This is a genomic window from Fortiea sp. LEGE XX443 (assembly GCF_015206815.1).
Classification (GTDB): Bacteria; Cyanobacteriota; Cyanobacteriia; order Cyanobacteriales; family Nostocaceae; genus Nostoc_B.
This window is the reverse complement of record NZ_JADEXZ010000012.1, coordinates 64,667-85,541: the sequence shown is the minus strand read 5'-3', so window position 1 is coordinate 85,541 and position 20,875 is coordinate 64,667. Positions and strand designations below refer to the sequence as shown.

5 protein-coding genes are annotated in these 20,875 nt (G+C 38.9%); all 5 read right to left on the bottom strand.

Annotated elements, in window-relative coordinates; translation table 11 throughout:
- Nucleotides 1-46 precede the first annotated feature (46 nt).
- From IQ259_RS07465 to IQ259_RS07445, 5 genes are read right to left on the bottom strand one after another with little or no spacing between them, the layout of a single operon-like run.
- Nucleotides 47-9,349 (bottom strand): non-ribosomal peptide synthetase, encoded by a 9,303-nt coding sequence (locus tag IQ259_RS07465; RefSeq protein ID WP_193883182.1) that lies wholly within the window; start codon nucleotides 9,347-9,349, stop codon nucleotides 47-49.
- Nucleotides 9,350-9,354: 5 nt separating this feature from the next.
- Complete coding sequence (locus tag IQ259_RS07460; RefSeq protein ID WP_193883180.1) at nucleotides 9,355-13,950, bottom strand: non-ribosomal peptide synthetase; 4,596 nt, start codon at nucleotides 13,948-13,950, stop codon at nucleotides 9,355-9,357.
- A 10-nt stretch (nucleotides 13,951-13,960) separates the two neighbouring features.
- Nucleotides 13,961-14,971: a TauD/TfdA family dioxygenase gene (locus IQ259_RS07455; RefSeq protein WP_193883177.1), complete on the bottom strand. Its 1,011-nt coding sequence runs from the start codon at nucleotides 14,969-14,971 to the stop codon at nucleotides 13,961-13,963.
- 15 nt (nucleotides 14,972-14,986) lie between these two features.
- Nucleotides 14,987-19,714: a non-ribosomal peptide synthetase gene (locus tag IQ259_RS07450; RefSeq protein WP_193883174.1), complete on the bottom strand. Its 4,728-nt coding sequence runs from the start codon at nucleotides 19,712-19,714 to the stop codon at nucleotides 14,987-14,989.
- 6 nt (nucleotides 19,715-19,720) lie between these two features.
- Nucleotides 19,721-20,809 carry an LLM class flavin-dependent oxidoreductase gene (locus IQ259_RS07445; protein WP_193883172.1) on the bottom strand — a complete coding sequence of 363 codons (1,089 nt, stop codon included), beginning with the start codon at nucleotides 20,807-20,809 and terminating at the stop codon, nucleotides 19,721-19,723.
- Nucleotides 20,810-20,875: the final 66 nt, after the last annotated feature.

The following is a 20,875-nucleotide window of genomic DNA, read 5'->3' as shown; positions in this document are numbered from 1 at the left end:
CCCTTGCTTTATTGTAAATACCTATGTTTTAAATATCTCTATTAATTTATGAAGAATGGTGAATTGTTTTACGCTTAGTTTGCTTGAACTTTTGCAAACTCACCTTTTCAAGTTCTTTTTCTTTGAGAACTTGTTGCTGTTGATCAGTTGAAGTGAGTAGGGTAGCTAATTCTTTCAGTTGGATATGGGGCTGATTAGCAAATTGAGAAAGTAGTATCTCAAAATGATTGGTAATTTTGTTAATAATACGAGGTTCTAAGCAACTGCGATCGTACATAATATCCAGCGACAGTTCAGAATCAGGTCGAACTCTAAGTGTAAGGGGATAGTGGTTTCTAATGATCGTACGGGTATTATCAATCTCTAAGTCTAATTCATCCTGTAAAGATGAATTGTTGGGAAAATTTTCAAACACCATTACGCTTTCAAATAATGAAACTCCTTGGGGAACTTCACTAAATTTATGTATATCCGCGAGAGGCGTGTATTCATAGTGTCTGGTTTCGACTTGTTGTGATTGAATTTGCTGGAGCCAAGATATGAGATTTTCGTGATGGAATATTTGCACTCGTACTGGCAGAGTATTTATAAACAGCCCTACCATTGATTCAACACCTATCAAAGCTGCCGGGCGATTAGAAACTGTAGCCCCAAATATGACATCTTTGTTGCTACTATAATGGCTCAAAAGTAACGCCCAAGCCCCTTGTAATACAGTATTTAAAGTTAATTTATTTTGCTTTACCAATAACTGTAAAGCGGTAGTTGTTGCTAGGGATAACTTAATTTCTTGCTCGTGGTATTCTGGGTTGTCATTAACAGATTTTTGAGAATTCCTGTTGATTCCAAAAGCTGTTGGAGTAGTAAATCCTTTAAGCACCCTTCGCCAAAAGTTTTGTGCTTCCAAAAAGTCTTGTTGCTGTAGCCAAGCAATGTAATCACGATAGGGGCGAATCTTTTCCAAAGACGGGAATTGATTGCGGCAAAATGCTTGGTAAAGTACAAATACTTCTTGTAGAAGTACAGGTGTAGACCATCCATCTAATAATAGGTGGTGATGACTCCAGATGAATAGATAAGTATCATCAGCCAATTGAATTAATATCAGGCGCATCAGTGGTGCGATCGCAAGATTGAAGCCTTGTTTATAGTCTGTTTCTAGAAGTATTTCTAGACGTGTTTGCTGATCATTGGGGGTGAGTTCTCGCCAATCTTGTTGCTGATATGGTAGGTCAATGTGTTTTAGTACAACCTGTAGAGGTGTATCTAATCCTTCCCAATAAAAAGCAGTACGCAAAATTGTATGTCGTTCAATTAATTTTTGCCATGCTTGCTGAAAAGCCGATAAGTCCAGTTTCCCACGTAGAATACAGCTAGTTTGGGTAACATAAGCTGCTGAATTTTGGTCATACAGGGTGTGAAAAAGCATACCCTGCTGCATTGGTGAAAGAGGATAAATATCTTCGATTTGCTGTTGTTTTTGCAGCAAATCATCAAGTTGTTGTTGATTTATTGTTACTAGGGGAAAATCTGAAGGTGTGTATCCTCCTACTGCTGGACTGGTACAGTGAGTAATGAGCGATCGCAAAGCATCAACAAAACTCTCACTCAAAGCTGCGATCGTTGAACGACGATGAAGTTCTTCGCTATAACTCCAATTGACTTGCAACTGACCATCTACTACGAAACCGTTAATCTCTAGCAGTTCGTTGCGGTTGTTTTGCACACTGCGTGTTGACCCACAAGACTCTGTAGCAAATTTAAATAATGATGATTCTGCAAGTGTTTGGTCAAAATCACCTAAATAGTTGAACACTACTTCCGATTGGGGAATTCGCAGTGATTTAGCGATAGTAGTGTTCTCGCAAGTGTAGCGCAATGTACCATAACCAATACCCCGATTAGGTATAGCCCGGAGTTGTTCTTTAACTACTTTCAGGGCCTCTCCGACAGAGGAAGTTTCTCTGATATCTAACAATACAGGGAATAGCGACGTAACCCAACCCACGGTACGCGACAAATCGACATCATCAAAAATGTCTTCTCGATTGCGACCCTCTAGATGAATCAAAAGCGACTTATCACCTGTCCATTGTGCAAATGCCTGAACCAAGGCGGTTAGTAAAACATCATTAATTTGGATGCGATAAGCAGATGGTACTTCTTTTAGTAGCAGTTTTGTTTCTTCAACATTCAGTTTCACGGAGACGACACCAGTTGAAGCTACTGTATTCGCGCCTCCTGAAAAATCTATTGGCACAGAAGAAACTTGTTTGGTAGCCTTTTCCAGCCAGTAATCCAACTCTTTTTTTGCTACTGTTGAGTTAGCATACTCTCGGAGCTTTTCCGACCATTTTTTGAAAGAAGTCGTCTTTGCAGGCAGTTTAATTGTCTCACCTCGGCTTAACTGTGTGTAAGCTGTTTCTAAATCTTCAAGTAAAATTCGCCAAGAAACACCATCGACAACCAAATGATGAATAGCTACCAATATACGACTGTGTTGTTTATCACCCAAATTAAAAAGAGCCGCTTTTACTAGAGAGCCTTGGAATAAATTCAGACTGGACTGTAATTCGTTAGCTGCCGCTTCTAAAGCAGATTTTTGCTCATTTTGTGGGATTTCTGATAAATCTATCAATGAAAAAGATACTGTGTCATCAACTGGAGCATGGAACTGCTGCCAACCTGATTCTTTTTGCTCAAACCTCAGCCGGAGAGCATCATGATGAATTACTAACTGCTGTAGTGCTTGATTTAATAGTTGCGGGTCAAGTTCTTGTTGTACCTCTAGCAAAACAGCTTGGTTATCGTGGTGTGGATTTATCAAATTCTGCTCAAAAAACCACTGCTGGACAGGTGTTAGAGGTACATTTCCTGTGATGAGTCTTTGCTCTGGTAGAGTTGCTTCATTTGTAATGCACACACCAGCTAACTCGGCAATATTTTGGTACTGGAATAACTGTTTAGGCGTTAGCTGTAAACCTGACTGGTTAGCTTTGGCAATAATTTGAATAGTGAGGATAGAATCTCCGCCTAAATCGAAGAAATTGTCATAAATACCCACCTGCTCTACACGCAGAACTTCAGCCCAAATTTGAGCTAATTTGCTTTCCACAAAAGTACGGGGAGCCATAAACTGTTTGTCTAATTCTGTCCTAACATCATCAGGTACTGGCAATGCTTTTCTATCTACTTTGCCATTTGGTGTCAGTGGTAAAGCTGCTATCTGCACAAATACAGAAGGTATCATGTATTCAGGTAACTTTTGGCTCAGGAAGCGGCGCAGTTCACTAGTTGAAGGTGCAGCAACCTGTTCGCGTGTAACCAAATAACCTACGATACGCTTTTTGTCATGTTCATCCGTCTGGACAACAACTACAGTCTCTTGTATTGCTGGATGCTGGCTGAGGACTACTTCAATCTCTCCAAGTTCTATGCGGTAGCCGTTTACCTTGATTTGATGGTCAATTCGTCCCAGAAACTCAATTTTTCCATTGGGAAGATAGCAAGCCAAATCTCCAGTTTTGTATAACCGCGCTCCTGCTTCTTTGCTGAATGGGTTGGGTATAAATTTATCAGTGGTTAATTCTGGATGATTGAGGTAGCCTCTTGCTAAACCGGCTCCTCCAATCAGTAACTCTCCTGGCAAGCCAACTGGAACAAGCTGAATTGAACTACTGTTGTGGTATGAATTTGGATCGATTAAGTAAATTTGGGTATTTGCGATCGGATGACCAATGCAAACTGGTATATCTGTAGATTCTATCAATTCCACGGCTGACCAGATTGTTGTCTCTGTGGGGCCATACATATTCCAAACTGAGGCACTTCTTGCCAAGAGTTGATTTACCAAGGTTCGAGGCAGTGCTTCTCCACCACAGAGAATTTTCAACTGTTGATTACCCTGCCAATCGGCTGCTAATAGCATTCGCCAAGTTGCCGGTGTGGCTTGCATCACAGTTGCCCTAGATTCCGTTAGTAATTTAATTAACTGGGTTGCGTCGGTAACAACTTCTCTACTTGCTAAGACAATTCTTGCCCCAACTACAATTGGTAAAAAAAGTTCGAGAACGGCGATGTCAAAAGAAATAGTTGTAACCGCAAGCAAAATGTCTTGTGCAGTTAGCCCTGGGACTTCACGAATTGAAGTTAGGAAATTGACCACTGCTTGATGCAGAATTTGTACACCTTTGGGCTTACCTGTAGATCCAGATGTGTAGATGATGTAAGCTAAGTTGTTAGGTATGACATCAACATCTGGATTAGCATCGCATTCTTGGGCAATTGTCTGCCAATCATTGTCTAGGCAAACTACTTTGGCTTGATATTTTGACAGTCCTACTAGCAAGTGGCTTTGTGTGAAAACAACTGACAACTGCGAATCTTCAATCATCCAAGCCAATCGCTTAGAGGGATAGTTAGGATCTAACGGCACATATGCACCACCTGCCTTGAGAATACCTAATAGTCCCACTAGCATTTCCAGGGAACGTTCTACACAAATCCCCACTAATGCCTCTGGGCCAACACCCAATTTTTGCAAATAATGGGCTAGTTGGTTAGCTTGCTGATTTAGTTCTCGATAAGTGAGTTGCTGGTTTTCAAAGACTACTGCAACTGCATCCGGGGTTTTTTCTACCTGTGCTTCAAATAGTTGATGAATACATTTGTCTTGGGGATAATCAGCTTGCGTTTGATTCCACTCTACTAATAGTTGATGTTGCTCAGTTTGTGTTAATAGGGGTAATTCAGAAAGTTTTTGTTCTGGGTTGGCAATGATCTCAGATAGTAATGTCTGTAAATGCCCTGTCATTTTTTGTATAGTTTGCGGCTCGAATAAGTCAATACTGTACTTCAGAGTTCCGACTAATCCCTCGGCCGTTTCTTTCATCTCCAAGGTCAAATCGAACTTTGCAGTCGCACTGTCATTTTCGAGAGTACTTAAGATCAAACCCGGTAACTCGATTTCTGAATTTTGTGCATTTTGCAGCACAAACATTACTTGGAATAGAGGTGTATGGCTTAAGTTTCGTTGTGGCTGTATTTTTTCCACTAGCACTTCAAACGGCGTATCTTGGTGGGTATAAGCCCCTAAGGCTACTTCTTTAACCCGATGCAGCAACTCTTGAAAACTGGGATTACCTTCTAAATTAGTCCGCAACACTAATGTATTGGCAAAGAAACCAATTAACCCTTCTATCTGACTGTGGTTACGATTAGCGATGGGAGAACCGATGACAATATCATTGCTGCCGGTGTAGCGGTGTAGCAGTATTTTAAAAGCTGCTAACAAAGTCATGAACAAGGTACTTCCCTGCTGTTGGCTCAAAGATTTCAACGCCAGAAATTGGTCTGAAGACAAGCAGAAAGAATGAATGGCACCACGGGAAGATTGAATAGCTGGTCGAGGGTAGTCAGTTGGTAACTCTAGTACTCCTGGCGCACCATCTAGCTGTTTTAGCCAGTAAGCAAGCTGGGTTTCTAGTGCTTCTCCCTCAAGCCATTGCCTCTGCCAAGCTGCGAAGTCTGCATACTGAATTTCGAGTTCGGGTAGAGGTGAAGGTTGCCCGTTACAAAAAGCTTGGTATAGTGTTGCTACTTCACGTACAAGCACATCCATTGACCAACCATCAGAGACAATATGATGCATGGTTAATAATGCTACATATTCCTGTTTACTCAGCCGGAGTAATTTTACTCGTAGCAGAGTGTCAGCCTCCAGGTTAAATGGCCGTTGCGCTTCTGCTAGGGCTAGTTGTCTAACCTTGGTTTCACGTTGGGCTGAAGGTAATTCGCTCAGGTCAATTACTGTTAATAGCTGCTGTGTTGTGGGTGAAATAACTGCTATGGCTTGCCCTTCGACTGTTTGGAAATTAGTTCGTAAGACTTCGTGACGGCGGAGAATTTCATTAAAACTCTGTTCTAGTGCTGCGAGATTTAATTGCCCTTCTAGGCGCACAGCAGCAGGAATATTGTAAAAAGGGCTATTCGGCTCGAACTGGTTAAGAAACCATAATCGCTGTTGGGCAAATGATAGGGGTAATTTTGGCGATCGCGCAATACTCTTGATAGGTGGTACTTCTAATCCTTTGTCGGCATTAATTGCTGTTTGAATCTCTTTACCTAACTCGCTTACTGTGGGCAACTCAAACAAGCGACGTAAAGGTATCTCTACCTCAAATACTTGCCTGATCTGGGATATAACACGAGTTGCCAGTAGGGAATGTCCCCCTAACTCAAAAAAGTTATCTTTTACACCTACCTTTTCTAAACCTAGTACCTCCGCCCAAACTCCAGCAAGCATTTCTTCCACTGGTGTGGCAGGAGCTACAAAATTAGATTCAGATATTAGTTGTGTGAGGTTAGGTGCTGGCAATGCTCGTCTGTCTATCTTGCCATTGGGTGTTAACGGTAACGTCTCTAACACCACAATAGCAATTGGAACCATATAGTTTGGTAGCTTTAACTCTAAGAAGCGGCGCAGTTCAGTGATTGTTACTATTTTGTTTGAATGGAGAGTTATATAAGCTACTAAACTTTGGTTGGCGGATTCATCTTGGCGCACTACAACCGCACTTGTTGATACAGATGGGTGTTGATTGATAGCGGCTTCAATTTCTCCCAGTTCAATTCGGAATCCCCTGAGTTTGACTTGGTTATCAATGCGACCAATGTACTCTAACTCTCCATTAGGCAGATAACGAGCTAAATCACCAGTTTTGTAAAGGCGTACATCTGGTTGATGGCTAAAGGGATTGGTAATAAACTTTTCTTGGGTTAATTCAGGACGGTTGAGATAGCCTCGTGCTAGTCCGGCTCCGCCAATATGTAATTCGCCAGGAACTCCTACAGGAACTAACTGTTGGTTTTGGTCAAGGATATAAAATTCTGTATTGGCAATGGGGCGACCAATTGAAATAATATTCTGTAGACGCGACTGGTTCGTATTTTCTACCTTATGGACAGATGACCAAATAGTTGTTTCTGTGGGGCCGTATAAATTCCAAACTTGTTTGCTACGTTCTAGCAACTGATGAGCCAGGTTACTATCTAACGCTTCACCACCACATAAAATTTTGAGTTGCTGACTGCTTTCCCATCCCGCTGCTAAAAGCATCCGCCAAGTTGCGGGTGTAGCTTGCATGACTGTGGCGTTAGATAATATAAGTTCTTTTAATAAGCGAATGCCGTCAGTAGCAACTTCACGGCTAACAATCACTACACGAGCGCCAACAATAAGCGGTAAATATAATTCTAGTGCAGCAATATCAAAAGATAATGTAGTAACTGATAAGAAAATATCTTCTTGATTTAGCCCTGGAGTTTGGCGCATGGTGCTTAAGAAATTAACTAAGCTACCATGAGTGATTTGCACTCCTTTGGGTTGACCAGTTGAGCCAGAAGTATAAATTACATAAGCTAGATTTTTAGTATTAGTTTTGTTTGTTAGATTATCAAGGCTGTGTTGGCTAATTTTCTCCCAGTCGCTATCTAGGCATACTATTTGAGCTTGGTGTGGTGGTAAGGTTGCTACTAAGTTTTGTTTAGTTATGAGGATTGATAATTGAGCATCTTTTAACATGAAGGCTAGACGCTGTTGGGGATAGCTGGGATCAAGAGGAATATATGCACCACCAGCTTTGAGAATGCCTAAGATACCAACTAGCATTTCTAAGGAACGTTCTATACAAATCCCTACTAAAACCTCTGAAGTAACACCCAATTTTTGGAGGTAATTTGCTAGTTGATTGGCTCGTTGATTTAGTTCTTTATAAGTTAAATGTTGACCTACTCTTCTCCTGTCGGAGACGCTACGCGAACGAGAAGCCGCGCTTTGCGCGTCTACAAATACTACTGCAACTGCATCTGGTGTTTTTTCTACCTGTTCCTCAAATAATTGATGAATACACTTATCTTGGGGATAGTCAACTTGAGTATTATTCCACTCTACTAATAGTTGATGTTTCTCAACTTCTGTCAACATCGGCAATGAAGCCATAGGCTGATTAACATCTGCAATCATATTCTCTAATAGAGTGACAAGATGCCCCAGCATCCGGGTGATAGTATCTGGATGAAAGCGTTGGCGTAGCCCGCCGCAGGCATCGCAATTATAAGATATTGTTACTTCCAACTCAGAAGCAGGTATAACTGTTACTGTCAAAGGATAGTTAGTATTATCAACCGAACTAATAGATTGAATCTCTAAATTTTGCATCCCATTTTTTAATGCAGTGTCAATGGGATAATTCTCAAATACTAATATGCTTTCAAATAAAGGTAAACCTCGCGGTACTTCGCTCCAACCTTGTACATCTACCAGTGGGCTATATTCATATTGCCGTATTTCTGCTAGTTGTGATTGTAATTTTCTCAACCAAGATAATAAAGATTCTTCAGCATCAATTTTCACTCGTACAGGTAGGGTATTGATAAACATCCCCACTATAGATTCGGCTTTGGCTAAATCTGCTGGACGACCGGAGAATGTCACACCATAAACTATATCTATTTCTCTACTGTAGCGGCTTAAAAGTAGAGCGTAAGCTCCTTGAACAAGGGTGTTAAGTGTGAGTTGATTTTGTCTGGCTAAAGATTGTAGTGCTGCGGTGGTTGTTTGCGAAAGCTTGATTAATTGCTGATTGTATTTATCTGGTTGGTTGGATGAGTTTTCACTATTTAAATTAATTAGGGGTGTGGGTGCTGTAAAGCCCTGTAATGACTGTTGCCAAAATTCTTTTGCTTTATTTAAATCCTGTTGTTGTAACCAACCAATATAATTACCAAAAGAACTCTCTAATACTAAAGGTAAATCTTTACCTTGGCAAAGTAATTGGTAAATTCCTACGACTTCTTTTAAGACTAAAGCTGTTGACCAACCGTCTAAAATGAGATGGTGTTTACTCCAAATAAAGTAATAGTAATCATCGGTACAGCGAATTAAATTCAGTCGCATTAAGCATGGTTGTGTCAGGTCAAAATTGCAGGTGCGATCGCCTTTGGCGGGGCGTAGCCCATCGCTCTCCAAAAAATCCTGCAATTTCTGCGACTGCTCATTTGAATTAATATCTCGCCAATCGTGTTGAATTAACGATACTTCGACTTCTCGATGCACAACCTGTAAAGGCTTTTCTAAATTTTCCCAATAAAAAGCCGTGCGTAAAACAGTGTGACGTTTGACTACTTCTTGCCAAGCTCTTTCAAAGGCTACAACATTAAAATTACCTTTTAGAGAGTAACATAACTGGACAAAATAAACAGCCGATTCGGGAGCATACAAACTATGAAAGAGAATGCCCTGTTGTAGTGGTGACAGTTCATAAATATCTTGGATGTTTTCAGCTTTCATATGTTTTACTTCCCACTCCCACGGTTGATTTTTGCCAGTAAAAAGTCAAGGTCTTTTTGGCTTACCTTTGCTTTGGAGAAATCAGAAGGGGTATAACCTCCTGCATCAGCCGATTGACAATAACTAATAATTTCTCGCAGTGCTTGGACAAATTTATCGGCTAGGCTTGACACAGTAGTATCTTTATGAATTGCAGTGCTATAAGTCCAATCCAATTGCAAGCGGCCTCCACTTACAAACCCATTAATATCAAATAAATAACGGCGGCTTCCTAAAGGGCTGCGTGCTGCACCACTCGATTCTGAAGCTAATTTGAATAAAGAAGACTCTTGTAAAACTTGGTCAAATTGTCCTAAATAGTTGAAACAAACTTCAGCTTCTGGCATAGCAGCTAAAGTTTCAGCAGTATCGCTGCACAGATAACGCAATACACCATAATCAAAACCTCGATTGGGAATAGTGCGTATTTGTTCTTTAATTGCTTTTAAAGCATCCCCAACTGTTGCACTATTTTCTAGATATAACAGGGCTGGAAACACAGTAGTAAACCAACCGACTGTACGAGATAAATCAACATCATTAAAAATGTCTTCTCGTCCATGTCCCTCTAAGTTAACTAAGAGTGTTTTTTTTCCTGTCCATTCTGTAAATGTTTTTGCTAGTGCTGTTAATAAAACATCATTTATTTGTGTATGGTACTTGGCTGGTACTTGTTGCAGCAGTGCTTGTGTTTCAGTTTCATTGAGAAATACTGACAGAGTTTTACTTGTGGATATAGTATTTAAATTTCCCAGATAATCCACTGGCAAAGGAGAAACTCGCTGTCTTGAATCAGAACACCAGAAATCTAACTGTGATTGCAATGTTTTTGTGTTTGCATATTTTTGCAAATGTTCACTCCATTGTTTAAAAGCAGTGGTTTTTGCTGCTAATTGAATTGCTTGATTTTGCTGAAGTTGTTCTATAGCTGTTTGCAAATCCGACAATAAAATTCGCCAGGAAACACCATCAACAGCCAAATGATGAATGATGATTAGTAAGCGGTCATTTTGCTGAGAACCTAACTCAAATAGTGCCACCCTCACTATGGAATCATTTGATAAATCCAAACTTGCCTGTAATTCTGTTGCTTTGGCTTCAATAGCTGCTTTTTGTTGCTCTTGGGGTAGATGAGAAAAATCGAATTTAGTAAATGGAATTTCTGGCTCAACACTAGTATTAAACGATTCCCAACCATTAGCTGTTGGTCGAAAACGTAGGCGTAGTGCGTCATGGTGTACTAGTAAATGCTGTATTGCTCGCTGTAAAATACGAGGCTCAATATCTTCCAGTAATTCCAGCAAAAATGATTGATTATAATAGTGGGGTTCAAGTAAATTTTGGGCAAAAAAGCTATTTTGAATTGGGGTGAGAGGTACACTACCAATTACTAATCCTTGTTCTGATTCTGTCTTGTATTTAGTATCTGCTACTAACGCTAATTTAGCAATGGTTTGATATTCAAAAATTTGCTTTGGAGTGAGGCGTAAACCAACTTGATTAGCTTTAGCGATCGCCTGAATACTAATAATCGAATCGCCACCCAATTCAAAGAAGTTATCGTAAATACTAACTTGCTCTAAATTGAGAAGTTCTGACCAAATTTTAGCTAAGGCAATTTCTATCGGGGTACGCGGTGCAACAAAATCAGCTTGTAATTCCGGGTTAACTGTATCGATTGCTGGTAAAGCTTTTTTGTCAATTTTCCCATTAGCTGTTAGCGGTAAAGCCTTCAAAAATACAAATTGTGAAGGCAGCATATAATCAGGCAATTTTTGCTTCACAAAATCGCGCAATTCAACCGATTTCAATTCTTTTTGACCAACTATATAAGCTACAAGTTGCTTTTTCCCTGGATGAGCTTCTTTTGCAACTACAACTCCCTCTCGCACTTGCGGATGTTGACGAAGTACTGCTTCAATTTCTCCTAGTTCGATGCGATAACCATGCAATTTTATTTGGTCATCAATTCTACCTAAAAATTCTAAGTTACCATCAGCTTGATAGCGTCCTAAATCCCCAGTTTTATAAAGTCTTGCGTCGGGTTCACTACTGAATGGATTAGGAATAAATCGCTCGTTAGTTAATTCTTGTTGATTTATATAACCTCTAGCTACATTATCACCACCTATATATATTTCTCCTGTCGCACCGAAGGGTACAAGTTGGTAATAGTTATCGAGTAAATATATTTGGGTATTAGCTAAAGGACGACCCAAAGGTACAGTATTTGATGGCGTATCACTAGAGATTTCTTCCACCGGATAGGTGAGTACACCAACAGTAGTTTCTGTCGGCCCGTAGTGATTAAAAATTTTACATTCTGGTGCTAGTTCATGTACCCGTTTAATCAAATCCCAGTTTGCGGCTTCACCACCAAGAATGAGGCGCTGACGTGGTAGAAGCTTTTCGGGGTGAGAACCTGATAATAAAGCTGATAGGTGTGAAGGAACTATTTTAAGACAATCTATAGCATTGCGATCGCCTGCGGCGGAGCGTAGCTCATCGCAATATTCGGCAAATGCAACAGGATCTGTAGCACATTCCTCTGCAACTATATGCAAGCATCCACCTGTACACAACGCTGAAAAAATTGCTGTGTTACCTAAATCGGCGGCGAAGGTGGAAACAGTGGCAAAATTGGCAACACCGGTTAAATTCAGTTTTTCTAAAATACTGTTAACATAATTAACTATTTGGCGATGTTCAACTGCAACACCTTTGGGTTTACCTGTTGAACCAGAGGTGTAGATAACATAAGCCAAGTTTTCTGAAGTCGCAGGTTTGAGAATGTTGTTTTGAAGCGAATCATTTATGTCTGCGTCAATCAAAACTACCCGCGCCTGGAAATTCATTTGTTCTACAAGGTGCTTTTGAGTTAACAACACCGATACTTGAGCATCTTGCAATCTAAAGGCTAATGCTGCTTCGGGTAAAGAAGGTTCGAGAGGTAAATAGGCTGCATCTGCTTTAAGAATCCCAAGGATACCAACTATCATATCCAAGGAACGTTCAACGCAAAGTGCAACGATAGTTTCCGGTTTAACTCCTAATGATATCAAATGATGAGCTAAGTTGTTAGCTTTGGCATTTAGTTCTTGATAAGTTAAATGTTGGTGACCAAATACAACAGCAATATTATTTGGTGTTTTATTTGCTTGTGCTTCAATCCAGTGATGAATACAAGAGTATGGAGAAGGAGCAGTTTTTGTATTATTAAATTCGCCTAATAGTTGCTGGCGTTCTTGTGGTGAGAGGATTTCAAGTTGGGCGATTGAAGTCTTTGAATTGTTAATTACACTGATTAATAATGTCTGAAACTGTGTCGCTAAACGTTCAATGTCCTTTTGCTCAAATAAATTAGCATCATAATATAATTCTGCTGTAAGTGAATCGCTTTGTTGCCAGCATAATAGTTTTACCTTGAAGCGTTCAATACAACTATATATTTTTTGAATCGAGAAAGATACTTTACCAGCAAAATATTTACTGGGTTGGGATACAAATTCAAAGGCGAAGGGGAGAAATAATGATTGTTGACTATCTTCATTCTCAGCAAAAAATTCTTCTGGATTAAAAAAGTCTTGCCATTGAGAAACTTGATTTATTGCTTCATCTAACTGCTTTAATATATCAGCAAGTATATGTTCTTCTCGTGGTTGAATCCGAATAGGTAAAGATTTAGCTAATAATCCGACTGCTGAGTGTAATTCTTCGTAATTTCTCCCGTCACCACACCAAGCTAAAACAGGTTCAGATTTGTTAGTCAAACGCCATAATAGAATTTGCCAGCACGCTATTAAAACTGTTGCAATATCTACATTGTATTTTTGTGCGATCGCTGCAATGTTATTTGTGGTGGTAGAATCAAATTTGATACTGATAACCTTAGGTTCAAATATTGCTTTTTGATTAACTTTTTTTTCGTTTGGTAACTTACCTATAAGAGAATCAGACACTTTTTGCTTGCGCCAATACTCTCTTGCTATTCCTGCTTCTTTTTCAAGTAATAACTCATTTTGCCAAGCAGCAATATCGACATATTGTAATGGTGTATCTTCTCGCTCATGTTCCTGTAAATAAGCATCATAGCTGGCACTAATATCGCCCAAAAGATGATGTAGGGAAATTCTATCTGCACAAATAGCAGATATTGCTATTTGTAAAAGGTATTGATGGTCAGATTTTTTAATTACATTAATCTGGCTAGTAAAACCTTTCTCTAAGTCAAAATAAAATTTATCATTTATTTCACATAAAGTCTCAATATTTATTTCTTGGATTTCTGTATCTGAATAATAGTTAAACTTAATAGAGACTTTCTCTTCAATAGCTTGTAGAGGAACTGTCATTCCCTCCACTGTCGGAAAGCTAGTACGTAAAATTTCATATTTAGCCCAAACATTATGTATAGCTTTTTCTAAAATTGTATATTCAATAATTCCCTCTATTAAAACTGCACACTGCACTCGATATGGCTGATGGTTGTTTTCTTGTTGCAATAACCATAAGCGTTTTTGCTGAGATGAAATTTGAAAGCCTTCTATTGATAGACCTTGCATAATTTTTCTATTATTGATTTGTATAAGGTTGTGCCATACCTACCAAAACTTTTCTCGCTCCAGTAAATGGCTTACGCCCATGAGCAACTAACATATTATCTAGCAGTAAAATATCACCTGCTTGCCAAGAAAATATTACTGTTTCTTGCTCATAGATTTTTTGAATTTCTGCTAACACAAACGCTTCAATTTCCGAACCATCTCCATAATAAGAATTACGTGGTAATTCCTCAGGATTGAGAACAGCAAGTAAAGATTGACGGACTTCATCTTTTAAACTTGAGACATGAAATAAGTGAGCTTGATTAAACCAAACTAAATCACCAGTTTGAGGATGGGTAGCAACAGCTTGACAAACTTGGCTAGTTCTCAGTTTATTGCCATCTAACCATGCAAAATCAATATCGGTAGATTGACAATAAGCTTCTACTTCGGCTTTATCGTTAGTTTGAAACACAGTTTCCCAAGGTAAATCAATGCCTTGTCCATAATTACGGATATACATAATCTTTTTCTGAATAAATCGCTCTTTGATTTTTGGATTTATTCGTTGAAATACTTTACGACTATCAGCAATTGGTGTTTCTCCACCTTGTTCTGCTGCCTTTACACAAAAGAATGCAATTTTCATTGGCCAATTAAGAGAATAGGCCATTTCGTTATGTAAAGGTATTGATTGATCAGGAGGATATTCTGTTGATGTGTATATTTTACCATCAACTTGAGTACGGGGAGTTGAACGATAAGAATATTCAATTAATTCCCCAGCTATACCTTGCATAAAGTTGGCAAATTCACTATGGCTATTTACCTGAAAGTTACGAAAAAGTAAAGCGCCATATTGAATTAATTGTTGTTCTATCCAGTCACGATTAGTACTTGCCCAACTGACTAAATTAACGCCATCTACAGCAGGTTGAATGACAAAAGGTAGCTGTTGCTCAGATTCCAAAAACTTGGTGACAACCAAGTTTTTGGAAGAAACTTTGATTGATTTTCTAGTAAATGTTTTTAGATTCATTTTTCTTTATCTAAATTATGGTTCAATTTTGCCAGTCATCGCCTTGCGTCCAACTTTGCCTAACTTTTGAATCCGGGCTTGTTGTAATTCTTGATTTTCGAGGATTTGCTGTTGCTTTTCTGTTTCATGCAACAGTTTCACTAGCTGATCAAGTTGAATATCAGGTTGTTCTACAACGGTTGTTAAGAGTGTTTCTAAAACAACTGCCATGCGAATAATAGTGGTAGCATGAAATAAATCGGTTTTATACTCAAAAAAGCCTTGTAATCCCTCTGGCATTTCTGTTAATTGTAGCTTTAAATCATGACGAACTATGCCAGTTTCACTTTCTAAAATACTCAGGTTCAATCCTTCCAGTTCCAGATTTGATTTTGGAGCATTTTGGAGGACAAACCATACTTGAAATAGCGGTGAATGGTTTAAAGTACGTTCTAGTTGTAGTTCTGCTACTAATTTCTCAAAAGGTAAATCTTGGTGTGCATAAGCTCCCAAAGCTCTTTCTCGTACCTGTTGCAATAACTCTTTAAAGCTGGGGTTATGAGAGAGGTTAGTACGTAATACTAAAGTGTTAACAAAAAAGCCTATTAAGCCTTCTAATTCACTGCGGTTACGGTTAGCGATGGGTGAACCTACAAGAATATCTTCTTGCTTTGTATAATAATAAAGCAAGGTATTAAAAGCTGCTAGAAGTGTCATAAATAGAGTGACACGTTCTTGCTGGCTGAGAGATTTAAGATTATTAGATAACGTAGGAGAAAGGGTGAGAGAATGTTTTTTTCCTACAGAAGTTTGCAGTTGAGTGCGGGGCTTATCTGTGGGTAATTCTAAGATTGTCTTCGCATTTTCTAACTGTTGTTTCCAGTAAGTTAATTGGGTATTAAGTCTTTCTCCTTGTAAATATTTTTGTTGCCATACTGCATAGTCAGCATATTGAATTGATAACTCTGGTAGGAGAGAAGCTTTTTTATTTGAAAAGGCTTCATAAAGTGCTGAAACTTCACGGATAAATACTCCTGCTGACCAAGCATCAGAGATAATATGGTGCATTGTCACTAATAAAATATGTTCTTCTTGAGTGAGACGCAAAAGCACTAACCGTAATAACGGTGCTTGTGTCAAATCAAATGGTTGTTGGGCATTTTCTGCCTCTAACCTTTGCACTTCTTGTGCTTTTTCAATTGTTTGTAAATGCTGTAAATCGACGATTGATAGAGGTATTCTTAATTCGGAAATAATCTTCTGAATTGGTCGCCCCTCAACAGTTGCAAAGCACGTCCGTAAAACTTCATGTCGTCTGACAATTTCGTTAATGCTTTCTTCTAGTGCTGTTACATTTAGTGTCCCTTGCAGTTGCACTAAGTCAGAGCCATTGTAGGCGGTTGAATCTGGGTCTAATTGATGGAGGAACCACAATCTTTGTTGAGAAAAAGACAGTGGCAATTCTTGATTTCGGTCAGCAGGTTCTAGAGAAGGGACTGAATTAAATTCAGGTTTAGCCTTCATTTCTATCTCTATATGTTTGGCAAGTTCAGCTACTGTTGGTGATGCAAATAAGTAACGTAGCGGGATTTCTAACCCAAAGGCTTTTCGTACTTGGGAAATTACCTGAGTAGCTAATAAAGAATGCCCGCCTAATGCAAAGAAGTTGTCGTGAATACCTACTTGCTCTATTCCCAGAATTTTTACCCAAATTCCTGTCAGCATTTCCTCAGTTGGGTTGCGTGGAGTAACAAAGGTTTGTTCTAAGTCAGGGCGGCTTTGTTCTGGTTCTGGTAATGCCCTACGGTCTACTTTGCCATTAGGTGTTAACGGTAAACTATCTAGCAGCATAAAAACAGAAGGAATCATGTATTCTGGCAAGCATTGCTGTAGATAGTTTCGTAGCTCGTTAATAAGATTTGTAGCGTTTTGATGAAAGACTATATAGGCTACAAGAGATTGATTTTGCTGTACAACCACAACAGATTCTCTCACAGATGGATGTTGAGATAATACTGTTTCAATCTCTCCTAATTCAATCCGAAAACCTCGAATTTTGACTTGATGATCTATTCTTCCCAGATACTCAATGTTGCCATCGAGTAAATATCGAGCTAAGTCTCCGGTTTTGTAAAGCCGACTTTGTGGTTCTTCACTAAAAGGATTAGAAATAAATTTTTCATTTGTTAAATCTGGACGATTTAAATAACCTCTAGCAACGCCAACTCCACCAATATGTAATTCTCCAGCAACGCCAATAGGTACTGGTTGCAACTGGGAATCTAATAAATAAATTTGAGTGTTGGCAATAGGGCGACCAATCGGAACTATAGATTTATCACTTTCTTTTTGGCATTTCCAAAATGTGACATCAATTGCGGCTTCTGTAGGGCCATAAAGATTATGTAGTTCGGCATCTAAAATATCAAAAAAGCGTTGCTGAAGCGCGAAAGATAAAGCTTCACCACTACAAATAACCCGCTTGATAGATTTCAGTTTTTCTACTCCTGGTGCTTCTAAGAATACCTGAAGCATTGCAGGTACAAAATGCAGAGTCGTAATACTTTCTTCAGAAATTACGTTGACTAAATAAGCACTATCTTTATGTCCTTCTGGTTTTGCAAGTACCAAACGAGCGCCTGTTATTAAAGTCCAGAAAAGTTCCCAGACTGAGACATCAAAACTAAAAGGAGTTTTCTGGAGTACGGCATCGCTTGCTGTTAGTTGATAGGCTTGTTGCATCCAGAGGAGACGATTACAAATCCCTCGGTGCGTGTTCATTGCTCCTTTTGGTTTTCCTGTAGAACCAGAAGTGTAAATAATATAAGCCAGATTATCAGGTGTGATTTTGGTATTTGGGTTATCTTTATTATATTTTGCTATGTTTTCCCAATCACTATCTAAACAGATAACTTGACCTTGATATGTTGGCAGTTTGGTTAATATGTTTTGCTGTGTTAATAATAGTGGTGCTTGAGAATCTTCTAAAAGGAAAGCTAAACGCTCTAGAGGATAATTAGGATCTACCGGAATATAACATCCACCAGCTTTTAATATTGCCAATAATCCTATTACCATTTCTAAGGAGCGTTCTAAACAAATGCAAACACGCTCCTCTACCTTAATGCCTAAAAATTGTAAGTAATGTGCTAATTGATTGGCACGATTATTTAATTCTCGATAAGTAAGTTTTTTATCTGCAAAAATGACTGCAATAGCATCAGGTGTCTTTTCTACCTGTTCCTCAATCAAATGATGCAGGCATTGTTCAAGCTGGCTATGAGGAATTTCTATAGTATTTTGATTAAATTCTATTAATAACTGATGTTGCTCAGTGGGTGTTAATAATGGCAATCTAGAAATAGAGCGATCACAATCTGCAATTATCCCCTCTAATAAAGTCTTAAAATGCCCCACCATCCTGTTAATGGTGTCAGCATGAAATAACTCGCTGTTGTATTCCAAAAAGCCGATTAGCCCTTGCTTGGTATCTTCCACATACAAGGTCAAATCAAACTTAGCCGTTCCATTATCTACCATCAAAGGAGCCAAGGTTAAATTTGGCAGTTGTAGGGCTAACATTGGCGCATCTTGGAAGACGAACATTACTTGAAACAGGGGAGTATGGCTTAATGTTCGTTCCGGTTGTAGTTCTTTGACTAGCTGTTCAAAGGGTAATTCTTGATGAGTGTAAGCAGCTAAAGCTGTTTCACAGACTCGTTTTACCAACTCTCTAAAACTCAGTTCTCCAGATACATCAGTGCGGAGAACTAAAGTGTTAACAAAGCATCCGAGTAAATTTTCAATTTCGCTGTGGGTGCGGTTTGCAACGGGAGTACCAACTAATAAATCTGCCTGTCCTGTGTGACGGTAAAGCAAGGTTTTAAACGCTGCAAGCAATACCATGAACAGGGTAACGCCTTCTTGTTGGCTGAAAGACTTAAGTGCATCTGCGATCGCTTGCCCAATTACAATAGTTGTACGCGCACCTTGGAAACTTTGTTGTGCAGGGCGAGGGTAATCTGTCGGTAGGTTGAGAATTGGCGGCGCATCTTTGAGTTGTTGTTTCCAGTATGTCAGCTGGTACGATTTCTCATTTAAATATTGTCTTTGCCACAGTGCAAAGTCTGCATACTGAATTGGTAATTCTGGCAAGGTTGCTGGACTATCCTGACAGAAGCCTTGATATAGGGCTGTTAACTCTCGATAAAAGATTTGCCATGACCAACCATCAGAAATAATGTGATGCTTAGTGAGTAGCAGAATATGTTCTTGCTCACTCAGATGAATTAGAGTACCCCGAAACAGTGGCGCTTGGCTCAAATCAAAAGGTTGACGAGCAAGTTCTGTAACAATCTGGTTGACTTTGGCTTCTGAGTATGTTGGTAATTCTATAGTCGTCAGCGTAAATGCGATCGCCGGAGCAATTATTTGTACAGTTTGCTCGTCTATAACCTGAAAGCTTGTGCGGAGAATTTCGTGTCTTTTAATAATTTCATTAATACTTTTTTCTAAAGCTTTAGTGTTGAGAACACCTGTAAGACGCAATAAACTAGATTCATTATATAAAGGTGTATCTGGCTGTAGCTGATGAAGTAGCCACAACCTCTCTTGATTTAATGATAAAGATAAAATATCTGATGCTATTCTTTTAGAAATTGATGTTGATTTTTGAACTTGTAAGTTTTTCTGCTTTAGCCGCAGTTCAAACAATGCTCGTTGTTCTGGAGATAAAGCGGCAATTCTTGCATTTATATCTTTCACAGTTAATCACCCAAATAAGCTGAGACTTGAATATTTACTTGTGTCTTTTCTTGGCTGATAGTTTTGCTTAAAATCTGTTAATTTATTCAAGCTTGTCATCACTGTGTTGAAATCTAAACCAAAATCAACTAAACAAGCTACTTCATCTACCCCTATTTCTTTAAGACGTGCCATTGTTTGACGACAACTTTCTGGCGTACCAATTAAAACTCTACCTTGTTGGAAATAGCGTTCAAAGGCAAACTCTAAAAGCTGTTGTCTGTCTTCTTCGGTAAAACTTGCGGAATTGAATTGAAAATTGATGCGTTTAGCTAAATTTTCAACTAAGCCAAAATGTGTTTTGAGGTAATTACAAAAAGGCTGTTTTACTTGTTGTTTAACTAATTTTTCATTATCTCCTATGTAGGTGTGCATCATTAGAGAGACTTTACAACTTTTTGGATCGTGACCATGTTGAGCTAAAGTACGACGATAAAGAGATATTTGTTGCGCTAAATCATCAATAGTGGCATACAACAGAGAAGTTAAAACATTAGCTCCTATTTTACCTGCGCCAATAAATGTAGCATCGGCTTGGCAAGTAATCCAAATTGGTACTTGAGATTGTATTGGGCGGGGAAATGTTTTTACTTTAACTTTATTGCTTGAACCATTAACAAATTCAACTTCTTCCCCACACCAAAGTTTTAGTAAAATATCGATGTCGCGCCACATAACTTCTTTACGTTCAGCGTAATTTTCTGGACGTAATAAAAAATCATCAGCGTGCCAACCGGGTGCAAAAGAAAGTCCAACTCTACCACCAGATAAGTTATCAACTACAGCCCATTCTTCGGCTACTCTAACTGGATGTTGTAATGGCATTACAATACTACCAGACCTGAGTTGAATTTTCTCAGTTATCATTGCTAAGGCTGCACTAATTACCGATGGGTTTGGATATAAACCCCCAAAAGGATGAAAATGGCGTTCGGGAGTCCATACTGCTGAAAACTCATTTTTATCAGCAAATTTAGTCGTTTCTAGTAACAGTTGATATTTATCTGATTCAATTGTTGAGCCATCGCCGGAAAAGTATAAAATGCTGAATTCCATAAATAATTCGTAATTCGTAATTCGTAATTAATAGAAACGAACTAATTACGCTAAGTAGGTCGGTGT